Annotated in this window: 16 protein-coding genes and 1 riboswitch; of the genes, 2 read left to right on the top strand and 14 right to left on the bottom strand. The window is 66.5% G+C overall.

Features of this window, described 5'->3' with window-relative positions; all coding sequences use genetic code 11:
* Nucleotides 1-52: 52 nt before the first annotated feature.
* The gene (locus E0E39_RS08470) at nt 53-1,759 is read right to left on the bottom strand and encodes a ribonuclease J (RefSeq protein WP_130875666.1); all 1,707 of its coding nucleotides are present in this window, start codon (nt 1,757-1,759) and stop codon (nt 53-55) included.
* Nucleotides 1,760-1,775: 16 nt separating this feature from the next.
* On the opposite strand from E0E39_RS08470, the gene E0E39_RS08475 reads away from it, so the two are divergent.
* A complete protein-coding gene (locus E0E39_RS08475) occupies nt 1,776-2,324 on the top strand; it encodes a GNAT family N-acetyltransferase (protein ID WP_130874348.1) in 549 nt (182 codons plus the stop codon).
* Between the two features lie 18 nt (nt 2,325-2,342).
* On the opposite strand, the gene dapB is transcribed toward E0E39_RS08475, so the two are convergent.
* The 13 genes from dapB to E0E39_RS08540 form a co-directional block, all read right to left on the bottom strand.
* Entirely contained in the window at nt 2,343-3,083 is a 741-nt protein-coding gene (dapB, locus tag E0E39_RS08480; RefSeq protein ID WP_165444701.1) for a 4-hydroxy-tetrahydrodipicolinate reductase, read from the bottom strand.
* A 105-nt stretch (nt 3,084-3,188) separates the two neighbouring features.
* The gene (locus E0E39_RS08485) at nt 3,189-5,393 is read right to left on the bottom strand and encodes a polyribonucleotide nucleotidyltransferase (RefSeq protein WP_130874350.1); all 2,205 of its coding nucleotides are present in this window, start codon (nt 5,391-5,393) and stop codon (nt 3,189-3,191) included.
* A gap of 267 nt (nt 5,394-5,660) precedes the next feature.
* Nucleotides 5,661-5,924 carry a 30S ribosomal protein S15 gene (rpsO, locus tag E0E39_RS08490; RefSeq protein WP_014846333.1) on the bottom strand — a complete coding sequence of 88 codons (264 nt, stop codon included), beginning with the start codon at nt 5,922-5,924 and terminating at the stop codon, nt 5,661-5,663.
* Nucleotides 5,925-6,064: 140 nt separating this feature from the next.
* Nucleotides 6,065-6,949, bottom strand: a complete 885-nt coding sequence (locus E0E39_RS08495) for a bifunctional riboflavin kinase/FAD synthetase (RefSeq protein ID WP_245988246.1) — start codon at nt 6,947-6,949, stop codon at nt 6,065-6,067.
* Between the two features lie 108 nt (nt 6,950-7,057).
* A complete protein-coding gene (locus E0E39_RS08500; RefSeq protein ID WP_130874351.1) occupies nt 7,058-7,711 on the bottom strand; it encodes a LutC/YkgG family protein in 654 nt (217 codons plus the stop codon).
* Nucleotides 7,708-9,198 carry a LutB/LldF family L-lactate oxidation iron-sulfur protein gene (locus E0E39_RS08505; protein ID WP_130874352.1) on the bottom strand — a complete coding sequence of 497 codons (1,491 nt, stop codon included), beginning with the start codon at nt 9,196-9,198 and terminating at the stop codon, nt 7,708-7,710. Before E0E39_RS08505 ends, E0E39_RS08500 begins: the two co-directional genes overlap by 4 nt.
* The gene (locus E0E39_RS08510; protein WP_130874353.1) at nt 9,195-9,953 is read right to left on the bottom strand and encodes a (Fe-S)-binding protein; all 759 of its coding nucleotides are present in this window, start codon (nt 9,951-9,953) and stop codon (nt 9,195-9,197) included. Before E0E39_RS08510 ends, E0E39_RS08505 begins: the two co-directional genes overlap by 4 nt.
* A gap of 88 nt (nt 9,954-10,041) precedes the next feature.
* Nucleotides 10,042-11,769: an L-lactate permease gene (locus tag E0E39_RS08515; RefSeq protein ID WP_130874354.1), complete on the bottom strand. Its 1,728-nt coding sequence runs from the start codon at nt 11,767-11,769 to the stop codon at nt 10,042-10,044.
* 148 nt (nt 11,770-11,917) lie between these two features.
* Nucleotides 11,918-12,673 (bottom strand): class I SAM-dependent methyltransferase, encoded by a 756-nt coding sequence (locus tag E0E39_RS08520; protein WP_130874355.1) that lies wholly within the window; start codon nt 12,671-12,673, stop codon nt 11,918-11,920.
* A complete protein-coding gene (locus tag E0E39_RS08525) occupies nt 12,670-13,446 on the bottom strand; it encodes an ABC transporter ATP-binding protein (RefSeq protein ID WP_130874356.1) in 777 nt (258 codons plus the stop codon). The genes E0E39_RS08520 and E0E39_RS08525 overlap by 4 nt, the downstream gene beginning before the upstream one ends.
* Nucleotides 13,443-14,450 (bottom strand): ABC transporter substrate-binding protein, encoded by a 1,008-nt coding sequence (locus tag E0E39_RS08530; protein ID WP_245988247.1) that lies wholly within the window; start codon nt 14,448-14,450, stop codon nt 13,443-13,445. The genes E0E39_RS08525 and E0E39_RS08530 overlap by 4 nt, the downstream gene beginning before the upstream one ends.
* A gap of 98 nt (nt 14,451-14,548) precedes the next feature.
* Nucleotides 14,549-15,562, bottom strand: coding sequence for an ABC transporter substrate-binding protein (locus E0E39_RS08535; RefSeq protein ID WP_130874358.1), 1,014 nt, complete (start codon nt 15,560-15,562; stop codon nt 14,549-14,551).
* Nucleotides 15,563-15,584: 22 nt separating this feature from the next.
* Nucleotides 15,585-16,625: a FecCD family ABC transporter permease gene (locus tag E0E39_RS08540; protein ID WP_130874359.1), complete on the bottom strand. Its 1,041-nt coding sequence runs from the start codon at nt 16,623-16,625 to the stop codon at nt 15,585-15,587.
* Between the two features lie 34 nt (nt 16,626-16,659).
* A riboswitch (cobalamin riboswitch) is annotated at nt 16,660-16,793 on the bottom strand.
* A gap of 67 nt (nt 16,794-16,860) precedes the next feature.
* Here E0E39_RS08540 and E0E39_RS08545 point away from each other — a divergent pair.
* Nucleotides 16,861-17,562: a FadR/GntR family transcriptional regulator gene (locus E0E39_RS08545; RefSeq protein ID WP_130874360.1), complete on the top strand. Its 702-nt coding sequence runs from the start codon at nt 16,861-16,863 to the stop codon at nt 17,560-17,562.
* The last annotated feature ends 3 nt before the right edge of the window (nt 17,563-17,565 follow it).

Raw genomic sequence — 17,565 nt, forward strand, 5'->3', positions numbered from 1 at the left:
ATAACCCGATACACCAACAATCCTCAAGCCGCGATTCCCGGAACGCATCTCTTCAGGTGGCGACCACCACGGGAACGATCATGGGGCGGCGCCGCAGCCTCCGCGACACCCATGCGCCAATGGTGCGGCGGATCACCTGCTGCAGACGGTAGACGTCGTCCACGCCCTCCACCAAGGCATGATGAAGATCGGTGAGGATCTGTTCCCGGACCGCGTCGAAGACCGACGGGTCCTCGGCGAAGCCCCTCGCGTTGATGTCCAGGGTACCGATGACGGACCTGGTGTGGAGATTGACCACGGCCACCACCGAGATGAATCCCTCCTCGCCGAGGATGAGCCGGTCGCTGATCGATTCGGTGATGTCGCCCACGGTCGAACCGTCCACGAAGATGTAGGAGGCGTCGACGCGCCCAACCTTGCGGGCTCTGCCGTCCACCAGGTCAACCACGTCACCGTCCTCGCACACCACGGTGTTCTCCGCCGGAACCCCGGTGGATATCGCGAGCTTCGCGTTGGCGATCAGGTGCCGGATCTCACCGTGGACCGGCATGACGTTGCGCGGTTTCAGGATGTTGTAGCAGTACAACAGTTCACCGGCCGATGCGTGCCCGGAGACATGAACGAAGGCGTTGCCCTTGTGCACCACCTGCGCCCCCAGTTTCGTCAATCCGTTGATTACCCGGTAGACGGAGTTCTCGTTCCCGGGGATCAGGGAGCTCGCCAGCAGCACGATATCGCCGGGGCCCAGTTCGATGACGGGGTGTTCCCGGTTCGCGATCCGGCTCAGCGCGGCGAGCGGTTCGCCCTGGGAGCCGGTGGAGATGATGACCACCTCGTCGTCGCGGTACTTGTCGATGTCCTTCATCTCGATCAGGACGTTCGCCGGGACGTGCAGGTATCCGAGGTCCCGTGCGGTGGCCATGTTGCGCACCATGGAACGTCCCACGTAGGCCACCTTGCGACCGTGCTTGACGGCCAGGTTGAGCACCTGCTGTACGCGGTGCACGTGTGAGGCGAAACACGCGACGATCAGTTTCTTGTCCGCCTGGTCGAAGACACGGGCGATGGAGGGCTCGATGTCCTTCTCCAAGGGCGTGAATCCCGGGGTCTCCGCGTTGGTGGAGTCGGGCATGAACAGGTCCACCCCTTCGTCCGCGAGACGCGCGAAGCCGCGCAGGTCGGTGATGCGCCCGTCGAGGGGAAGCTGGTCCATCTTGAAATCCCCGGTGTGCAGGACCGTGCCCGCCGAGGTACGCAGGGCAACCGCCAAACCGTCGGGGATGGAATGGTTGACCGCGAAGAACTCGAGCTCGAAGTTTCCCGCCCGGTGCCGTTCACCCTCCTTCACCTCTATCAAACGATAGCCGCGGATGCGGTGCTCCTTCAGCTTGTTCGCCACCAGGGCGAGAGTCAGTTTGGAACCATAAACAGGAATATCCGCTCTCTGTTTCAGTAGATAGGGCACAGCCCCTATGTGGTCCTCGTGACCGTGGGTGAGCACCAGGGCGCGGATGTCGTCGAGACGAGCCGACAGCAGGTCCAGAGCGGGAAGGATGAGGTCGACACCCGGGTGGCGGTCCTCGGGGAAGAGCACGCCGCAGTCGACCAGGACCATTTCGCCGTCGATCTCGAAGGATGCGCTGTTCCGTCCCACATCACCGAGTCCTCCCAAGGGTGTGACACGAAGGGTTCCGGGTTGCAGGGGCGGAGGCGTACGCAGTTCACTCACTCGCCACAGGCTAGTGCAAACAGCCACCATCACTACACTGACGGGCATGCCCATTCCCGACTCCGTGCGTCTCGCCATGCCCGCCGAGGCCGTGGACATCGCCAGGCTCCAGCGGAAGGCCTGGTCCCGGCGCCCCGGCACGGCTGCGGCTCTCGCGGCCATTCCTACGGATCAGGCGGTGCGCACCTGGCACGAGGCCATCGTCAAACCCCCGCTCGCCCACTGCCGGGTGCTGGTGGCACTGTCCCGGGGGCAGGTCGCGGGCTTCGTGGTGACCGGACCGAGCAACGACCCGGACGCCGATGTGGCCGACGGCATGATCGCCGAGTTCGTCACCGACGCGGACGAACTCGGCGACCACGCCTCGCGCCTGGTGAACGCCGCGGTGGACACGTTGCGCGCCGATGGTTACGAGACCGCCACCTGGTGGATCGGCAGCGACGACGACGCCCTGCGTGGTTTCCTGGTCGAGTGCGGCTGGGCCGCTGACGGCGCCCACCGCAGCCTCGGGACCGAGGACGGGGCGGCCGCCGTCAAGCAGATCAGGTTGATGACCCGGATCTCGGATCAGGGCTCCGTCACGAACGCCCGCTGATCCGCATGTCCTCTTCTCTCAAAGCCCGATGACCGTTTCGATGCCCTCGGTCAGGCCCGGGTGATCGATCACCCACCGCACTCCCGCCAGCACTCCCGGCATGAAACTGGCGCGGTCGAAGCTGTCGTGCCGGATGGTGAGCGTCTCACCGTGGGCGCCGAGCAGCACCTCCTGGTGGGCGACGAGCCCCTGCAGCCGCACCCCGTGGATGTGGATGCCGTCGACGACGGCACCACGGGCCCCTGCGTCGTGCACCGTTGCGTCCGGGACCGGCCCCATGCCGGCGGCGGCCCGGGCGGCAGCGATCCTTCCGGCCGTGGTCGCGGAGGTTCCCGACGGGGCGTCCGCCTTGTTCGGGTGGTGCAGTTCGACGATCTCGGCGCTCGGGTAGAACGGGGCCGCCTTGGCGGCGAACTGCATCATGAGAACCGCTCCGATGGAGAAGTTCGAGGCGATCAGTACCCCCACCCCCGGGTTGGCCGCGCACAGCTCCCGGGCCCGCGCGAGTCTCTCCTCGTTGAACCCGGTGGTGCCGATCACCATGTTGATTCCCCGCGGAACACACCATTCGATGTTGTCCATGACCGCGTCGGGGTGGGTGAAGTCCACCGCCACGGCGGCCTCCCCGATCCGTTCCCGCGGTTCACCGAGGTCGACTCCCCCGGTGACCTCCATGTCGTCAGCGGCCGTCACCGCACGGCGCACCTCGCTGCCCATCTTCCCGCCGATACCGAAGATACCGACCCCAAGAGTGCTCATCCTCAACTCCCTTTCGTCCTTCCCCATCAGTTCTACCGGACCGGTGAAAACCGAAGGGGCCGACCCGCGCAACGGATCGACCCCTCCCCGGCTTCATGGCTCAGTTCAGGCCTCGTCTGCCTCGTTGTTCTCCTCCAACACGGGGATCAGGCTCAGCTTGCCACGGTCGTCGATCTCGGAGATCTCCACCTGGAGTTTCTGCCCCACGGAGACCACGTCCTCGACGTCCTCGACGCGTTTGCCACCGGCCAGCGCGCGCAGCTTGCTGATGTGCAGCAGGCCGTCCTTGCCGGGCAGCAGGGAGACGAAGGCCCCGAAGGTGGTGATTTTCACGACGGTGCCGAGGAACCGCTCACCCTTCTCCGGCATGTGCGGGTTGGCGATGGCGTTGATGGCGGAAACCGCGGCATCCGAGGCCTCCCCGGTCTCGGCTCCCACGTAGATGGTGCCGTCGTCCTCGATGGTGATGTTGGCGCCGGTGTCGTCCTGGATCTGGTTGATGACCTTGCCCTTGGGGCCGATGACCTCACCGATCTTGTCGACGGGGATGCGCAGTGTGACGATCCGGGGAGCGTACGGGCTCATCTCGTCGGGAACGTCGATGGCCTCGCCCATCACCTCGAGCAGGGTGTGGCGGGCCTCGCGGGCCTGCAGCAGCGCCTTCTGCAGCTCCACGGCGGGGATGCCGTTCAGTTTGGTGTCGAGCTGGAGGGCCGTGACGAAATCGCGGGTGCCGGCCACCTTGAAGTCCATGTCGCCGAGGGCGTCCTCGGCCCCCAGGATGTCGGTGAGCGCCACGTAGCGGGTCTCACCGTCGATCTCCTCGCTCATCAACCCCATGGCGATGCCCGCGACGGGGGCCTTCAGCGGCACGCCGGCGTTCAGCAGCGCCAGGGTGGAGGCACACACCGAACCCATCGAGGTGGAACCGTTCGAACCGATGGCCTCGGAAACCTGGCGGATCGCGTAGGGGAATTCCTCCCGGGTGGGCAGCACTGGGACGATGGCGCGTTCCGCGAGCGCCCCGTGGCCGATCTCGCGGCGCTTCGGGGAGCCGACGCGCCCGGTCTCGCCGGTGGAGAACGGCGGGAAGTTGTAGTTGTGCATGTATCGCTTGGTCGACTCCGGGGAGAGGGTGTCGATCTTCTGTTCCATGTCCAGCATGTTCAGGGTGGAGACCCCCAGGATCTGGGTCTCGCCCCGCTGGAACAGAGCCGACCCGTGGACGCGTGGGATCACCGCGACCTCGGCGGACAGGGTACGGATATCGCGTGTGCCCCGGCCGTCGATGCGCACGCCCTCGGTCAGGGTGCGGTGGCGGACGATCTTCTTGGTCAGCGATTTCAGGGCGGCCGCGATCTCGTTTCCGCGGCCATCGAAGCGCTCCGCGAGGGCCTCGGTGATGTCCTGGCGGATGGTGTGGGTGGCGTCGTCGCGGTCCTGTTTGCCTGGGATCCGCATCGCCTCGGAGACCCGGTCGGTGGCCAGTTCCTCGACGGCGGCGTAGACGTCGTCCTCGTAGTCGCGGAAGACGGGGAAGTCGAAGGTTTCCTTGGGCAGCTTGGCCTTCAGCTCGGACTGGGCGTCGCACAGGGTCTTGATGAAGGGTTTCGCGGCCTCCAGGCCCTGCCCGACGACCTCCTCGGTGGGGGCGGTCCGGCCGGAACGCACGTTTTCCCATGTGGATTCGGTGCCGCCGGCCTCGACCATCATGATCGCGACATCCCCGTCGGGCAGGACACGTCCGGCGACGACCATCTGGAACGAGGACCTGGCGACCTGCTCGACGGTCGGGAAACACACCCAGGTCTCGTCGATCAGGGCGACGCGAACACCACCGATGGGACCGGAGAAGGGCAGCCCGGCCAGGGTGGTGGCCATGGATGCGGCGTTGATCGCGACCACGTCGTAGTAGTGGGCCGGGTTGAGGGAGAGGACATCGACGATCACCTGCACCTCGTTGCGCAGCCCCTTAACGAAGGCCGGGCGCAGCGGGCGGTCGATCAGCCGGGCGGCCAGGATGGCGCCCTCCCCGGGGCGTCCCTCGCGGCGGAAGAAGGAGCCGGGGATGCGTCCCGCGGCATACATCCGCTCCTCGATGTCAACGGTGAGCGGGAAGAAGTCGATGGCGTCCCGCGGAGTCTTCGCTGCGGTGGTGGCGGCCAGCAGCATGGTGTCGCCGTCGAGGTAGACCGCGGCCGAGCCGTCCGCCTGCTGAGCGAGGATGCCGGATTCGAAACGGATGGTGTGTCGGCCGTACTTGCCGTTGTCGATGACGGCTTCGGAGAATTCGAGACCAGGTCCTTCCATGGACAAGGCTGGCTCCTTTCGGTGGGTTGGCTGCCCGCAGGGCGCGGCACGCCGCCAGTACCACCGGTCTTCGATCGAGACCCGCGGGGGTTGCAACTACCCGAAGGCCACTACCGAGGACCAGGTGAGACCCCCTGGCAGGCAGGAAAACGTTGTGGTGATTGAGTTTTGCGCCAATCCTACCGGCTGGGGCCCGGACAGGCGCGGAGGACAGCCTCGCGTGTGCGGGGCTGTCCTCCGATCAGATCGTGTGGATGACGACGCCGGTCAGCGACGCAGACCGAGCCTCGCGATGAGTTCGCGGTAGTGCTCGATGTCCTGGCGGGCGACGTAGTTGAGCAGACGGCGGCGCTGGCCGACCATCAGCATCAGGCCGCGACGGCTGTGGTGATCCCCCTTGTGAACCTTGAGGTGCTCGGTCAGGTGAGCGATCCGCTTGGTCAGCAGAGCGATCTGCACGTCCGGCGAACCGGTGTCGCCCGGCTTCGTGGCGTACTCCTCGATGATCCTTGTCTTCTCGGCAGCATCCATGTCTGGACTCCTTCCGGTTCGCTGCACGGCGCCCCGGTGGCGGGTGCGGTTGGGGCTCTTGGTGGTCCGTGGCCGATCGACGGCAACTGTGGGACCCTATCACCGGTTCCGCCGAGGAGCCAAACCCACCGCCGCCGGAATCAACTCCGCCGCGTGAGGATGCGGCGGCAGTCCTCGATGTCCTGGTCCATCTGGGCTATCAGGTCCTCGACGCCCTCGAAACGCACCTGCCCGCGCAGCCTCTCCACGAAGTCGACGTCGATCTGAACCCCGTACAGCTCCAGGTCGTTGCGGTCCAGCACATGGGTCTCGACCCGCCGGTCCGCCCCGTCGAAGGTCGGGTTGGAGCCCACGGAGATGGCCGCGGGCATCGGCTTCCCCCCGGCCGGTGTGAGCCACCCCGCGTAAACCCCGTCCGCGGGAACGGCCAGTTCCGCGGGAACGATCAGGTTCGCGGTCGGGAATCCCAGTTCGCGTCCCCGCTGGTCCCCCACCACCACGACGCCGCTGAATCTGAAGTCGCGGCCGAGGTGCTGTGAGGCCAGTCGCACGTCACCGCGGTCCAGGGCCTCCCTGATGAGGGTGGAGCAGGTGGTCCGGGTGTCGACGGCCGACAGTTCGAGCGTCCGCACGTCGAAACGCCCAGCGGCCAGTTCCCTGAGGGTTCCGACGTCCCCCGACGCGCGATGCCCGAAACGGAAGTTCTCCCCCACCACGACCACCCGCGGGGCGAGCGGCACGACGAAACGCTCGACGAACTCGGTGGGGCTCATGGCCGCCACCTTCCTGTCGAACCGTACCACCCGCACCTCGCGGGCCCCCGCTCGTTTGAGCAGGTCGATCCGGGTGGGCAGGTCGCTCAACAGGCGCGGGGCGTGTTCCGGGGCCAGCACCGACAACGGGTGGGGCCAGAAGGTGATCACCGCGAGTTCACCGTCGCCCCGCTCGGCCTGCAGCACGCGCTGATGCCCGAGATGCACTCCGTCGAAGTTGCCGATGGCCACTACCCTGGTTCCGCTGTTCACGACGGACAAGGGTAGCGACGGGCGACGCGGCGCGCATCCGTCGGAGAGACAACCACCCGGGACCGGACCCGTCGCGGGGCCGGCACCGGGTGGTTGTGCTCCTGGTCGTCAGTCCTCTTCGAGGATCACGAACAGCTTCCGGGGGCCGTGCACACCCTCCACGCGGGACAGCTCGATGTCGCTGGTCGCGGAGCCACCGCTGATCCAGGTGATGGGCCGTCCGGCCTGCACCGAGGCCTTGAGCCGGTGCACCGCCTCCGGCACGTCGGAGACGACGCTGTCGGCGGTGACCACGCACACGTGGCGGTCGGGAACCAGGGTCAGGGCGCGTCGTCCCTGGTCCTCGGCGTGGTCCAGGCAGATGGTGCCCGTCTCGGCCATCGACACCCGCGAGCCCGTGAGGACCGCGTCGATGGAATTCAACTGCTGGTGGCTGAGGTTCTCGTCACGAATCACCTCGAGACCACCCGCGGTCACCGCGGTCACCCAGGCCGTGGGTGCCCCGTCGGGCACGACCACGGTCTGCGCGCCGAGTTCCTTCAGGGCGGCGACGATCGCCTCCCCGGTCGCGGTCGCCGGGGTGCGCACGATCTTGGCCTTGTAGTCGAGGATGTTCTCCACGAAGGTTTCGAGCACGTCGTCCAGTGGAGTGGGCTGGTTGTACGCCCACGTGATGGGCACGTCCTTGGCCGGGTCCTTCTCCTGGATGTCCTCGGTGGCGGCCCGAACGCGGGCCAGGATGTCGTCGCGGGCGCTGCTCACTTGGAGGCCTCCTCTTTCTCTCGCTTGGCCCACCACTTCCGGAAGGACTCCTTCGGCGGCACGGGAAGGTCACGGGACCGGCTCCAGGCGGATGCCGGGAACGGCATCGGGCCGAAATGGGTGCGTTTCTTGAAGATCCGCCCCGCGAGACGGGAGAAGAACTGCACGAACGCCAGGTTGCGGCCGCGAGCCATGACCCAACCGACCACCTTGAAGATGACGGACTCGATGGTGGGGCGGTGCGCGGTCTTCTTCTGCACCACCTTGTTGCGCATGTGCACCAGGATGTCCGAGATCGGGATCTTGACGGGACACACGTCGTTGCAGGCGCCGCAGAGACTGGATGCGTAGGGCAGCGACTTGTCGACCTTCGACGCGACGCCCCGCAGCTGCGGGGTCAGGATGGCGCCGATCGGCCCGGGATAGACGGACCCGTAGGTGTGGCCGCCGACCCGTTCGTAGACGGGGCACACGTTCATGCAGGCGGAGCAGCGGATGCAGCGCAGCGCCTCGCGGCCAACCGGGTCGGACAGCACCTTGGAGCGCCCGTTGTCCAGCAGGACGACGTGCAGGTCCTGTGGGCCGTCGCCGGGGGTGACACCGGTCCAGATGGAGGTGTACGGGTTCATCCGCTCCCCCGTGGAGCTACGGGGAAGCAGCCGCAGGAAGACCTCGAGGTCCTCCCATGTGGGCACCAGTTTCTCGATGCCGACCACGGAGATGAGGGTCTCGGGCAGGGTCAGGCACATGCGTCCGTTGCCCTCGGACTCGACGATCACGAGGGAACCGGTTTCCGCGACGATGAAGTTGCCGCCGGAAACCGCCACCTTGGCGCGCAGGAACTTCTCGCGAAGGTGGACACGGGCCGCGCCTGCGAGTTCCGGCGGGTTGTCGCTGATGCCATCGGGGGCGGGAGCACCCCACAGCCCCATCTCCTCCTTGAAGATCTCCCGGACCTCCGAGCGGTTCCGGTGGATGGCGGGAACGAGGATGTGGGAGGGGCGGTCGTGGCCGAGCTGGACGATGAGCTCTGCGAGGTCGGTCTCCCACGCCGCGATCCCCGCGTCCTCGAGGGCCTCGTTGAGGTCGATCTCCTGGGTGGCCATCGACTTGATCTTCACGACCTCCTTGGTGCCCTTGGAACGGGCGAGGTCGATCACGATCTTGTTGGCCTCCTCGGCGTTCCGGGCCCAGTGGACGGTGATCCCGGCCGCGGTCATGGCCTTCTCGGCCTGGATGAGGTACTGATCCAGGTGCCTGCCGAGGCGGTTCTTGATCTGTTCACCGGCGACCCGCAGTTCCTCCCAGTTCCTCACCTCGGAGGCCCGGATGGCCCGCTTGCCGCGGATCACGGTGGTGGCGTGACGCAGGTTGCGGCGCAGCTGCTGGTTCTGCAGGGCTCCCTTGGCCGCCTTGGGGAAGGCGGGCATCCCGAGGTAGGTGCCGGTGGGGGGAGCCGGGGTCAGGCGTTCGCGCGTGGCGGTCATGCTGCGGCCTCCTCGGTGTGGGCCAGGATCTCGGCCAGGTGAATGGTTTTCACGCCCATGTTCATGCGGTGCATGATTCCGCCGATGTGCATCAGGCAGGCGTTGTCGCCGGTGACGAGGTACTCGGCCCCGGTCGACATCACGTTGCGGGCCTTGTCCGCACCCATCGCCACGGAAACGTCGGAGTTCTTCACGCAGAAGGTGCCGCCGAAACCGCAACACTGGTCGGAGTCGGGAAGCGGCACCAGGTCGATGCCCCGCACGGCCTTCAGCAGCTTGTAGGGCCGGTCACCCACGTGTGCGATCCGCACGGAGTGGCAGGTGGGATGGTAGGTGACGCGGTGCGGGAAGTAGGCCCCGACATCCGTCAGTCCCAGCACGTCCACGACGAACTCGGTGAAATCGTAGGTGCGTTTCACCAGCTCCTCGGAGGCCGCCTTGAGGCCCTTGTCCCCGACGTGCTCGGCAAGCATCGGGTGCTGGTGGCGGACCGCACCGATGCAGGACCCGGAGGGGCCGACGATGTAGTCGTACTTCTCGAAGGCCCGCACGTAGCTCTTGACGGTCGGCACGGCCTCCTTGAAATATCCGGTGTTGGTCAGCATCTGGCCGCAACAGGTCTGTTCCTTGGGGAACACCACCTTGCAGCCCAGCCGTTCCAGCACCTTGACCACCGCGATGGGGGTGCCGGGGAACATGGTGTCATTGATACAGGTGGCGAACAACGCCACCGTCTTACCCGTTCCGGGTGCCATATCTCTCTCCTTCAAACAAGATGAGGCAGTCCTGTGGTTGGCCGACCCTGCCACCGGATCGGCCAACCGTGATTCATTTGTGGAGCTGTCAGCCCAACATCGGCGAGACCAGCCAGCTCAGCACCGGGGTGGACATCAGCCCGGCGAGCAGGCAGAGCAGGAACAGCAGGATGAAGCTCCACGCGATGATCCTCCGCAGAATGGCCGATTCGCTCCCCGCCAATCCGATGGCGCTCGAGGCGATGGCCAGGGACTGGGGCGAGATCATCTTGCCCACGACACCGCCGGCGGCATTGGAGCCCACCAGCAGCTGCCGCATGCCATCCACGCCGAGGGCGGAGGCCTCCCCGATCTGCTGGCCGACGTTCGACTGGAGCCCGGAGAAGAGAATGTTGGCGGAGGTGTCCGACCCGGTCACGTAGGTGCCGATCCAGCCGAGCACCGGGGCCAGGAATGGATAGATGGCGCCGGCTCCGGCAATGAACATGCCAAGTGCGAGGGTCTGGCCGGAGTCGCCCATGACGTAGGCCAGGGCCACCACCGCTCCGATGGTGAGCATGGCGAACTTCATCTTCTTGACGTTGACCCACAGCTCCTTGAAGGCGTCCTTCATGGAGACCTTGTAGACCAGGGCGGTCAGAATGGCCACCAGCGCCAGCAGGATGCCCGGGGTGGAGGCCCACGGGAAGGCGAAGGTCTGGTGGGAGGCGGGCGCACCGGAAGCGCTCAGCATCTCGGAGAGTCCCGGCCACTGGAGCCTGGCCCAACCGGTCTTGCCGCTGCCGTCGAGGGAGACGAAGAAATCCTTCACCGCGGGAATGGCTGCGATCCCGAAGACCACGATGACCATGAGGTAGGGCACGAGGGCCATGAAGATGCGGCCACCGGTGAGCTTGGAGGTGTCGGCGGCCTCCGTCGTGGCTGTCTCGGGCTCGAGTTCGGGGTCCACCGGACGACCGATGCGTGCCACGACCTCTGAGTCACCTCCCGGCTTCCAGACCCGGGTGAAGGCGATGGCCACCGCGACGCTGACCACCGCGGCGATGAGTTCGGTCAGGTTGTACAGCGGGGTGGCGGAGACGATCCACTTGACGATGCCGAAGGTCACGCCCACCACCAGGCCGAAGGGCCAGCACTCCATGATCCCCTTCTTGCCGTCCATGACCGCGAGGAGCAGGAAGGGCACCACGAGACACAGCATGGCGGTCAGCCGCCCCGTGATCGGGGAAATGGAGAGCACGTTCTCGAATCCACCTACCGCTGCCGCCTGGATGACGGGCAGCCCGACCGCACCGAATGCCACGGGAACCGTGTTGGCGAGCAGCGCGATGAGTGCCGCGCGAATCGGCGAGAAGCCGACCGCCACAAGCATCGCGGCCGCGATGGCGACCGGGGCTCCGAAACCGGCGAGGGCCTCGAGGAGACCGCCGAAGCAGAAGGCGATCAGCAGACCGAGCACACGAGGATCGTCGCTGATCAGGAAGAAGGTGTTGCGCAGGTCCTCGAACCGGCCCGAGATCACGGTCACCTGGTACATCCAGATGGCCATCAGCAGGATCCACACGATCGGGAACAGACCGTAGACGAATCCCTGGAGGCTCGATGAGATGGCCATCGTGACGGGCATCTTGAACGCCAGGATGGCCACGACGAAGGCCAGGGCCCAGGACACGGCTCCGGCGATGTGTGCCTTCCAACGCAGCGCTCCGAGGGTGACGAGCATGCACACGATGGGGATGACGGCCACCAGGGCCGAGAGCCACTGCGACCCGAGTGGATCAGCAGAAGGCTGAAATACCTCTAGGAGGGATGACATGTCGGGAACTCCATCGTCCAGTTTTCTGGGCCCGGGCGGGCCCGTGGTTGGTCCGACCATAGCACATTGTCGCGACGGGGTGTCCAGTCATTTTCGTCCCGTTTTCAGGGGGTAAATCTCCTCCGGTAAGCAGCGATTCCGGCGCTCCTCAGGGCAGCCGCGCGAACACCACCACGTCGTCGAACCAGCGGAAGATGTGGGTGGTCTCGACGAAACCGGCGGCCCGGAGGGCGCTCAGGTGGAACTCCAGGCTGACCTTCACGGTCGGGGATTTGTCGGACCAGCGTTCCTCCCATTGCCTGGCCTCGGCCTCCCACCCGGGCATGGAGCGCGCCGCCTCCCACCAGGCATCCCAGGTCATGGCGCCGGAGTCGAGGGCGGCCAGGCGGAACTCCTCCCGCTGCGCCTCCGCGACCCCCTTCAGGAACGGTTCGGTGGCTCCGTCGAAGTAGAGGTGATCGGCGTTCAGGAACACCGCTCCCGGGTTCAGGACCTGTGGGAGGGCGACATAGAGGCCCGCCAGCTTGTCGGGGCTGAGCCAGTGCAGGGCGGTCGCGCTGACCACGGCGTCGAAGCGTTCCCGGCCCACCTCGTGGATCCAGCCCGGATCGGTGAGGTCGAGGTCGATCAGTCTCATCCGTTCGCCGTGCCGGTTGGTCTCCCGCCCCAGGCGCAGCAGGATCGGGTCGCGGTCGACGCCAATCACCTCGGCATCGGGAAACCGATCGGCCACGGCGTCGCAGAGGGAACCGGGACCGCATCCCAGGTCCAGAACCCGCAGGGGCCGTTCCCCGGGGCGGACGGCGGCCAGCATCTCCAGCATTGCCCTGACGCGTTGGTCACGGAACTCTATGAAAGCGGTCTGCTGGACGTGCCAGGCGGCGAGCAGTTCCTCCGGGGTCATTCGTTCTCCTTCGAGTCGGTCTCAGGGCTGAAGATCAGGTGGGGCAGGCCCTCGTGCACGAGGCGGTGCACCCGCAGGTGGTAGATGGGCTCGAGGATTTCGGGGGTGAGGACCTCGTCCGGGGTGCCGCTGGCCACGACCTCCCCGTGGTTGATCACGAGCAGCCGGGTGCAGAATCGCGCTGCCAGGTTCAGGTCGTGCAGTACCATCACGACCGCACAGCCGAGTTCCGTGACCAGGCCGAGCAGGGAGAACTGGTGGTGCAGGTCGAGATGGTTGGTCGGCTCGTCCAGGAGCAGGTGGCTGGCCCGCTGGGCGATGGCCCGGGCCACCAGCACCCGCTGGCGTTCACCGCCGGAGAGCTGGGTGATGAGCCGGTCCGCCAGGTGGGTGGCCTCCACCTGTTCGAGGGCGTCGTTGATGATCACCCGGTCGGAGGCGTCTCCGTAGGCCATGAGGGTGCGGCTCGCGAGCCGGCCGAGACCAACGGCGTCACGGACCTTCAACGGCAGGGCCGTCTCGGTGTCCTGGGCGACCACGGCTATTCGGCGCGCGATCTCCCGACGTGGGAGCCGGGAGAGGTCGTCCCCGTCGATCACGACGGTGCCCCCGCTGGCGCGGAGGGCCCGGTTCAGGGCAAGAAGGAGAGTAGTCTTCCCTGAACCGTTCGGGCCCACCACCCCGACGACCTCACCCGGCTCAGCGGTCAGGTGGGCCCCCGCGAGCACCACCCGACCGCCACGGGCCACGCTGAGCTGATCGGCTTGAATCACTTGTTCGCCGTCTTCTCCGCCAGCGTGGCAGCGCCCTCGACAGAGAGCACGTTCGGTGGATCCGTCAGCACGAACGGGATCACGACGACGTGGTCATTGGCCACCGCCTTGAGTTGTTCCGCCCCGCTGAAGGATTTGAAGGTCTGGATCGTCTCCTCGTCGCTGGCCCCCGACGAGAGCAGCACGATCCAGTCGGGGTTGCGGGCCAGGAGGTCCTCCATGGAACCGTCGAACACCCTGGTGGTGTTGTCCCCGTAGACATTGGTGATGCCGTTCGCGTCGAGAATGGACTGGCTCATCGACGAGCTGCCGTAGGCGCTGAACCGGGTGGATCCCGCGGTGATGTAGAGAGCCGCTCCCGTTCCCCGGCCCGAGGGGGCGTCGGCCTTCAGTTTGCTGGTTTTCGCGTGGATGTCCGCGATGACGGACTTCGCCTTGTCCTCGACCCCGAAGATCCTGGCCAGGTTGTTGATCTCGTTGTCGATCAGATCCCAGGATGCCTTCTCGACGGAGTACTCGGGGCAGTAGGCCTCGGGAGAGTAGAGCTGGACCCCGGCCTTGGCCACCTGCTCCCGTTCGACTCCCTTGTCGTAGCCGATCACCAGATCCACGTGCGAGTTCAGAATCGTCTCGGTGGCGAGTTTCACCCCGCCGGTGTCGGTTTTGCCCGCCTCCACCGATTCGATGGCGTCGAACTTCGCCTGGAGTTCCGGAGCGGCCGAGTCGAAGTGGGCGCTTCCCGCCCGCAGGTTGATCCTGTCCATCAGTCCGAGAGCGTCCAGGTTCGAGACGCTGGTGTCGCCGAGAACGAGCACCCTGGATGGCGGGGCGTCGAAGTGGAGTGTCTGCCCGCAGCTGACGATGTCGACGGAATGGCCACCACCCTCGGATGCGGCAACGCTGTTGCCGGCGCTCGGGCTCTGGGCGGCGCGTTCGGCGGCTGATGTGCCGCAGGCGGTCAACAGGAGGGCTGCGGCGCCCGCGAGAGCGAGAAATCGTCTCATGGCTTCCCTTTCAAGGCTGTGCATTCGGTTGTTTGCCCCCGGGTTGTGGCCGGAAGCCCCGCTCATCCGGCCACAACGCTTTGTCGCCCGGCCCCGGGTCAGCTGCCCGCGATCTCCTGGGACAGCTGGGTGGCGCCCTTGACGGAGAGGGTCGTCGGCGGGTCGGTCAGTGAGAACGGCAGCACCACCACCTGGTTGCTCGTCACCGCCTTGAGCCGGTCGGCGCCGTTGAAGGCCTTGAACGCCTCCAGGGTCTGCTCCTTCGTCGCATCAAGGGAGAGCAGCACGATCCAGTCGGGGTTCCGTTTCAGGATGTCCTCCATGGATCCGTCGAAGACGCGGGTGGTGTTGTCCTCGTACGAGTTCTTCAGCCCGTTGGCCTCGAAGATCGGCTGGACCATCGAGGAGGTTCCGTAGGCGTAGAAGTTGCTCTGCCCGGGCGTGATGTAGAGAGCAATCCCGGTGGCACCTGCGGCCTTTCCCTTCGCGTCGAGGGCGGCGACATCCGTCTTGCGCTTCTCGATCACGGATACCGCCTTGTCCTGGACGCCGAAGATCGAGGCGAGGTTGTTGACCTCGGTGTCGATGAGATCCCAGGTGGCGTGCTTGACCGAGTAGTTGGGGCAGAAGGCCGCCGGGGAATACAACTGCACCCCGGCCTTCTTCAAGGCCTCCCGGTCAACGCCCTCCTCGTAGCCGATCACCAGGTCGACCTTGTTCTGCAGGACGACTTCGGTGGAGACCTTGACGCCACCGGTTTCGATCTCGCTGGAGGCGACCGCCTGGATGGCGTCGTACTTGGCCTGCAGCTCCTCCTGACCGGTGCCGAAGTTCTTGTCCCCGGCCCGCAGGGACAGCTTGTCCACCACCCCGAGGGCGTCGAGGTTCGGCAGGCCGGTGCCGTTGAGGATCAGGACCTTATTCGGCGCGGCATCGAAGTGGAGTTTCTCCCCACAGCTGTCCACCTCGGCGGGGAAACCACCCTGCTGGGCGGCACCCGGGGATGCCGTGGCGGAGGCACTGGCGCTCTGGGATGCCCGTTCGGCCGCGGATGTGCCGCAGGCGGTCAGGGCGAGGGCCATCGCGGCGATCGGGACAAGGAGTTTTCTCATGAATTTCCTGTTCTTTCCGGATTCACAGGCTGTGGCCCTGACGGCGGACCAGCAGCACGAGCCACGGGGCGCCGACGAGCCCCGTGACCACACCAATCGGGACCTCGGCCGGGGCGAACGCGAGGCGCGCGAACGCATCGGCCCAGACGAGGAAGAGGCCGGCCGCCAGCGCGGAACCGAGCACCAGGAAGCGGTGGGCGGGGCCTATGAAGGACCTGACCAGGTGGGGCACCACGAGGCCGACGAAACCGATGCCGCCCGCGGTGGCCACGGCCAGCGCGATGGCCGCGGACACCGGGATCAGCAGCAGGATGCGGGCCCGGGCCGGCTCGACACCCACGGCCTGGGCGGTACGGTCGCCGCTGGCCAGGGCATCGAGAATCGGGCCGCACAACACCATCAGCACCGTGAGCAGCAGCGCCGCGATCGTGATCACGGGTACCGACTCCCAGCCGACCCGGGCCAGTGACCCGAGGGTCCAGAACATGACCGAGCGGGCGGTTTCCGGCGAGTCGGAGGAGAAGATGATGAGATTGGTCAGGGCCTGGAATCCGAAGCCCACACCCAGGCCTCCGAGGATCAGCTGCAGCGGCGACTGGGTGCGTCCCGCGATCGCCAGGACCAGCAGGGTGGCCAGCAACGCCCCGACGAAGGCCATCACCCCGACGACGGTGGCAACAGAAGTGCCGACGATGATGATGGCGAAGGCGGCGCCGGAGGACGCTCCCGCGCTGACCCCCAGCACGTAGGGTTCGGCCAGGGCGTTGCGAACCACGGCCTGCAGCACCACGCCCGATACCCCGAGGATCGCGGCGACCGCCACCCCTGCGATGATCCGGGGCAGCCGCGTGTCCCAGACGATGGCGTCGATGGAACGATCCCAGGTGATCTGGACGTCGAGTCCCGGTATGTGACTCGCCAGGACACCGACGACCTCGTCCAAGGGCACGGCAGCCGCCCCGATGACAACCGTGAAGGCCGGCGTGAGCAGCAGCGCCAGGGCCAGCAGGGCAAGACGCACTCCAACCCCGGTACGAGACCGGAAGCGGGCGGTGCGAGACATTGGGATGGCTTTCCGTCAAGGGCCGTTGCGCGCGGCCGGGTCGCTCGTCCCAGCCAGCATTCGGACTTGGGATCTTCCCTCACCGTTGCGCGTCAGTCCCGGATTCCCACCGGGTTCCCTGCCTGGAACGGATTGATCGTAACAGAAACCGTGAACGGCGGATATCCCGGGGTGCCTTGATCCGACCCATCGCCCGGTCCGATCACCGGAGCGTGTCCGGTGAGACAATGGCTCCATGTTGCAGGGAGACGACCGCAAGGCGCATCGGATAGCGCTGGATCACATCGAGGCGTCGCTGCTCAACGGGAAGTACAAGGTGGGGGCGAAGCTACCCCCGGAACGCGATCTGGCCCGGGAACTGGGTGTGAGTCGTGGCGCGGTCAGGGAAGCCATCCGTGTGCTGCAGGCTCAGGGAATCCTGGAATCCCACCCGGGACCGGGGCGCGGCACCCGCATCATCGCCGGCCACACGGAGGCCTTGGGCCGCCTGTTCCGGCTGCACCTGGCGCTGTCCTCCACGTCCGCGATCGACCTGACCGACACCCGGGTGGCCCTGGAGCGTTCGACGGCGACGCTCGCATCCCGACACTGGAATGACGAGGCGCTGAGCCGGCTGGGTGACCTGGTGGACCGCATGGACGAGGAAACCACTCTGGATGAGTTCAACACCCTCGACACCGACTTCCACGTGGAGATCGCGTTGACGGCCCACAACCCCTTCATCGGGGATCTCAGTTCCGCCATCCGGCAGGCCATGCGTGCCCCGATCCGGGACGCATCCATGGCAGTGAACGACTGGCAGGCGCTCAGGAACACCCTGTGCAGACAACACCGACAGATCTTCGAGGCCATCGAGCAACGCGACGGCGACCGGGCCGCAGCCCTGATGGAGGAGCACATCCGAACCGCCTACCGGGCCCTCAAACTGGGAATCTGAGAC

The sequence above is a fragment of the [Pseudopropionibacterium] massiliense genome, assembly GCF_900607225.1.
Classification (GTDB): Bacteria; Actinomycetota; Actinomycetes; order Propionibacteriales; family Propionibacteriaceae; genus Arachnia; species Arachnia massiliensis.

Bases quoted from the DNA above. Each gene is read 5' to 3' on its own strand.
- E0E39_RS08470 (WP_130875666.1), bottom strand. From the start codon at position 1,759: ATGGTGGCTGTTTGCACTAGCCTGTGGCGAGTGAGTGAACTGCGTACG.
- E0E39_RS08475 (WP_130874348.1), top strand. From the start codon at position 1,776: ATGCCCATTCCCGACTCCGTGCGTCTCGCCATGCCCGCCGAGGCCGTG.
- dapB (WP_165444701.1), bottom strand. From the start codon at position 3,083: ATGAGCACTCTTGGGGTCGGTATCTTCGGTATCGGCGGGAAGATGGGC.
- E0E39_RS08485 (WP_130874350.1), bottom strand. From the start codon at position 5,393: ATGGAAGGACCTGGTCTCGAATTCTCCGAAGCCGTCATCGACAACGGC.
- rpsO (WP_014846333.1), bottom strand. From the start codon at position 5,924: ATGGATGCTGCCGAGAAGACAAGGATCATCGAGGAGTACGCCACGAAG.
- E0E39_RS08505 (WP_130874352.1), bottom strand. From the start codon at position 9,198: ATGACCGCCACGCGCGAACGCCTGACCCCGGCTCCCCCCACCGGCACC.
- E0E39_RS08510 (WP_130874353.1), bottom strand. From the start codon at position 9,953: ATGGCACCCGGAACGGGTAAGACGGTGGCGTTGTTCGCCACCTGTATC.
- E0E39_RS08515 (WP_130874354.1), bottom strand. From the start codon at position 11,769: ATGTCATCCCTCCTAGAGGTATTTCAGCCTTCTGCTGATCCACTCGGG.
- E0E39_RS08520 (WP_130874355.1), bottom strand. From the start codon at position 12,673: ATGACCCCGGAGGAACTGCTCGCCGCCTGGCACGTCCAGCAGACCGCT.
- E0E39_RS08530 (WP_245988247.1), bottom strand. From the start codon at position 14,450: ATGAGACGATTTCTCGCTCTCGCGGGCGCCGCAGCCCTCCTGTTGACC.
- E0E39_RS08535 (WP_130874358.1), bottom strand. From the start codon at position 15,562: ATGAGAAAACTCCTTGTCCCGATCGCCGCGATGGCCCTCGCCCTGACC.
- E0E39_RS08540 (WP_130874359.1), bottom strand. From the start codon at position 16,625: ATGTCTCGCACCGCCCGCTTCCGGTCTCGTACCGGGGTTGGAGTGCGT.
- E0E39_RS08545 (WP_130874360.1), top strand. From the start codon at position 16,861: ATGTTGCAGGGAGACGACCGCAAGGCGCATCGGATAGCGCTGGATCAC.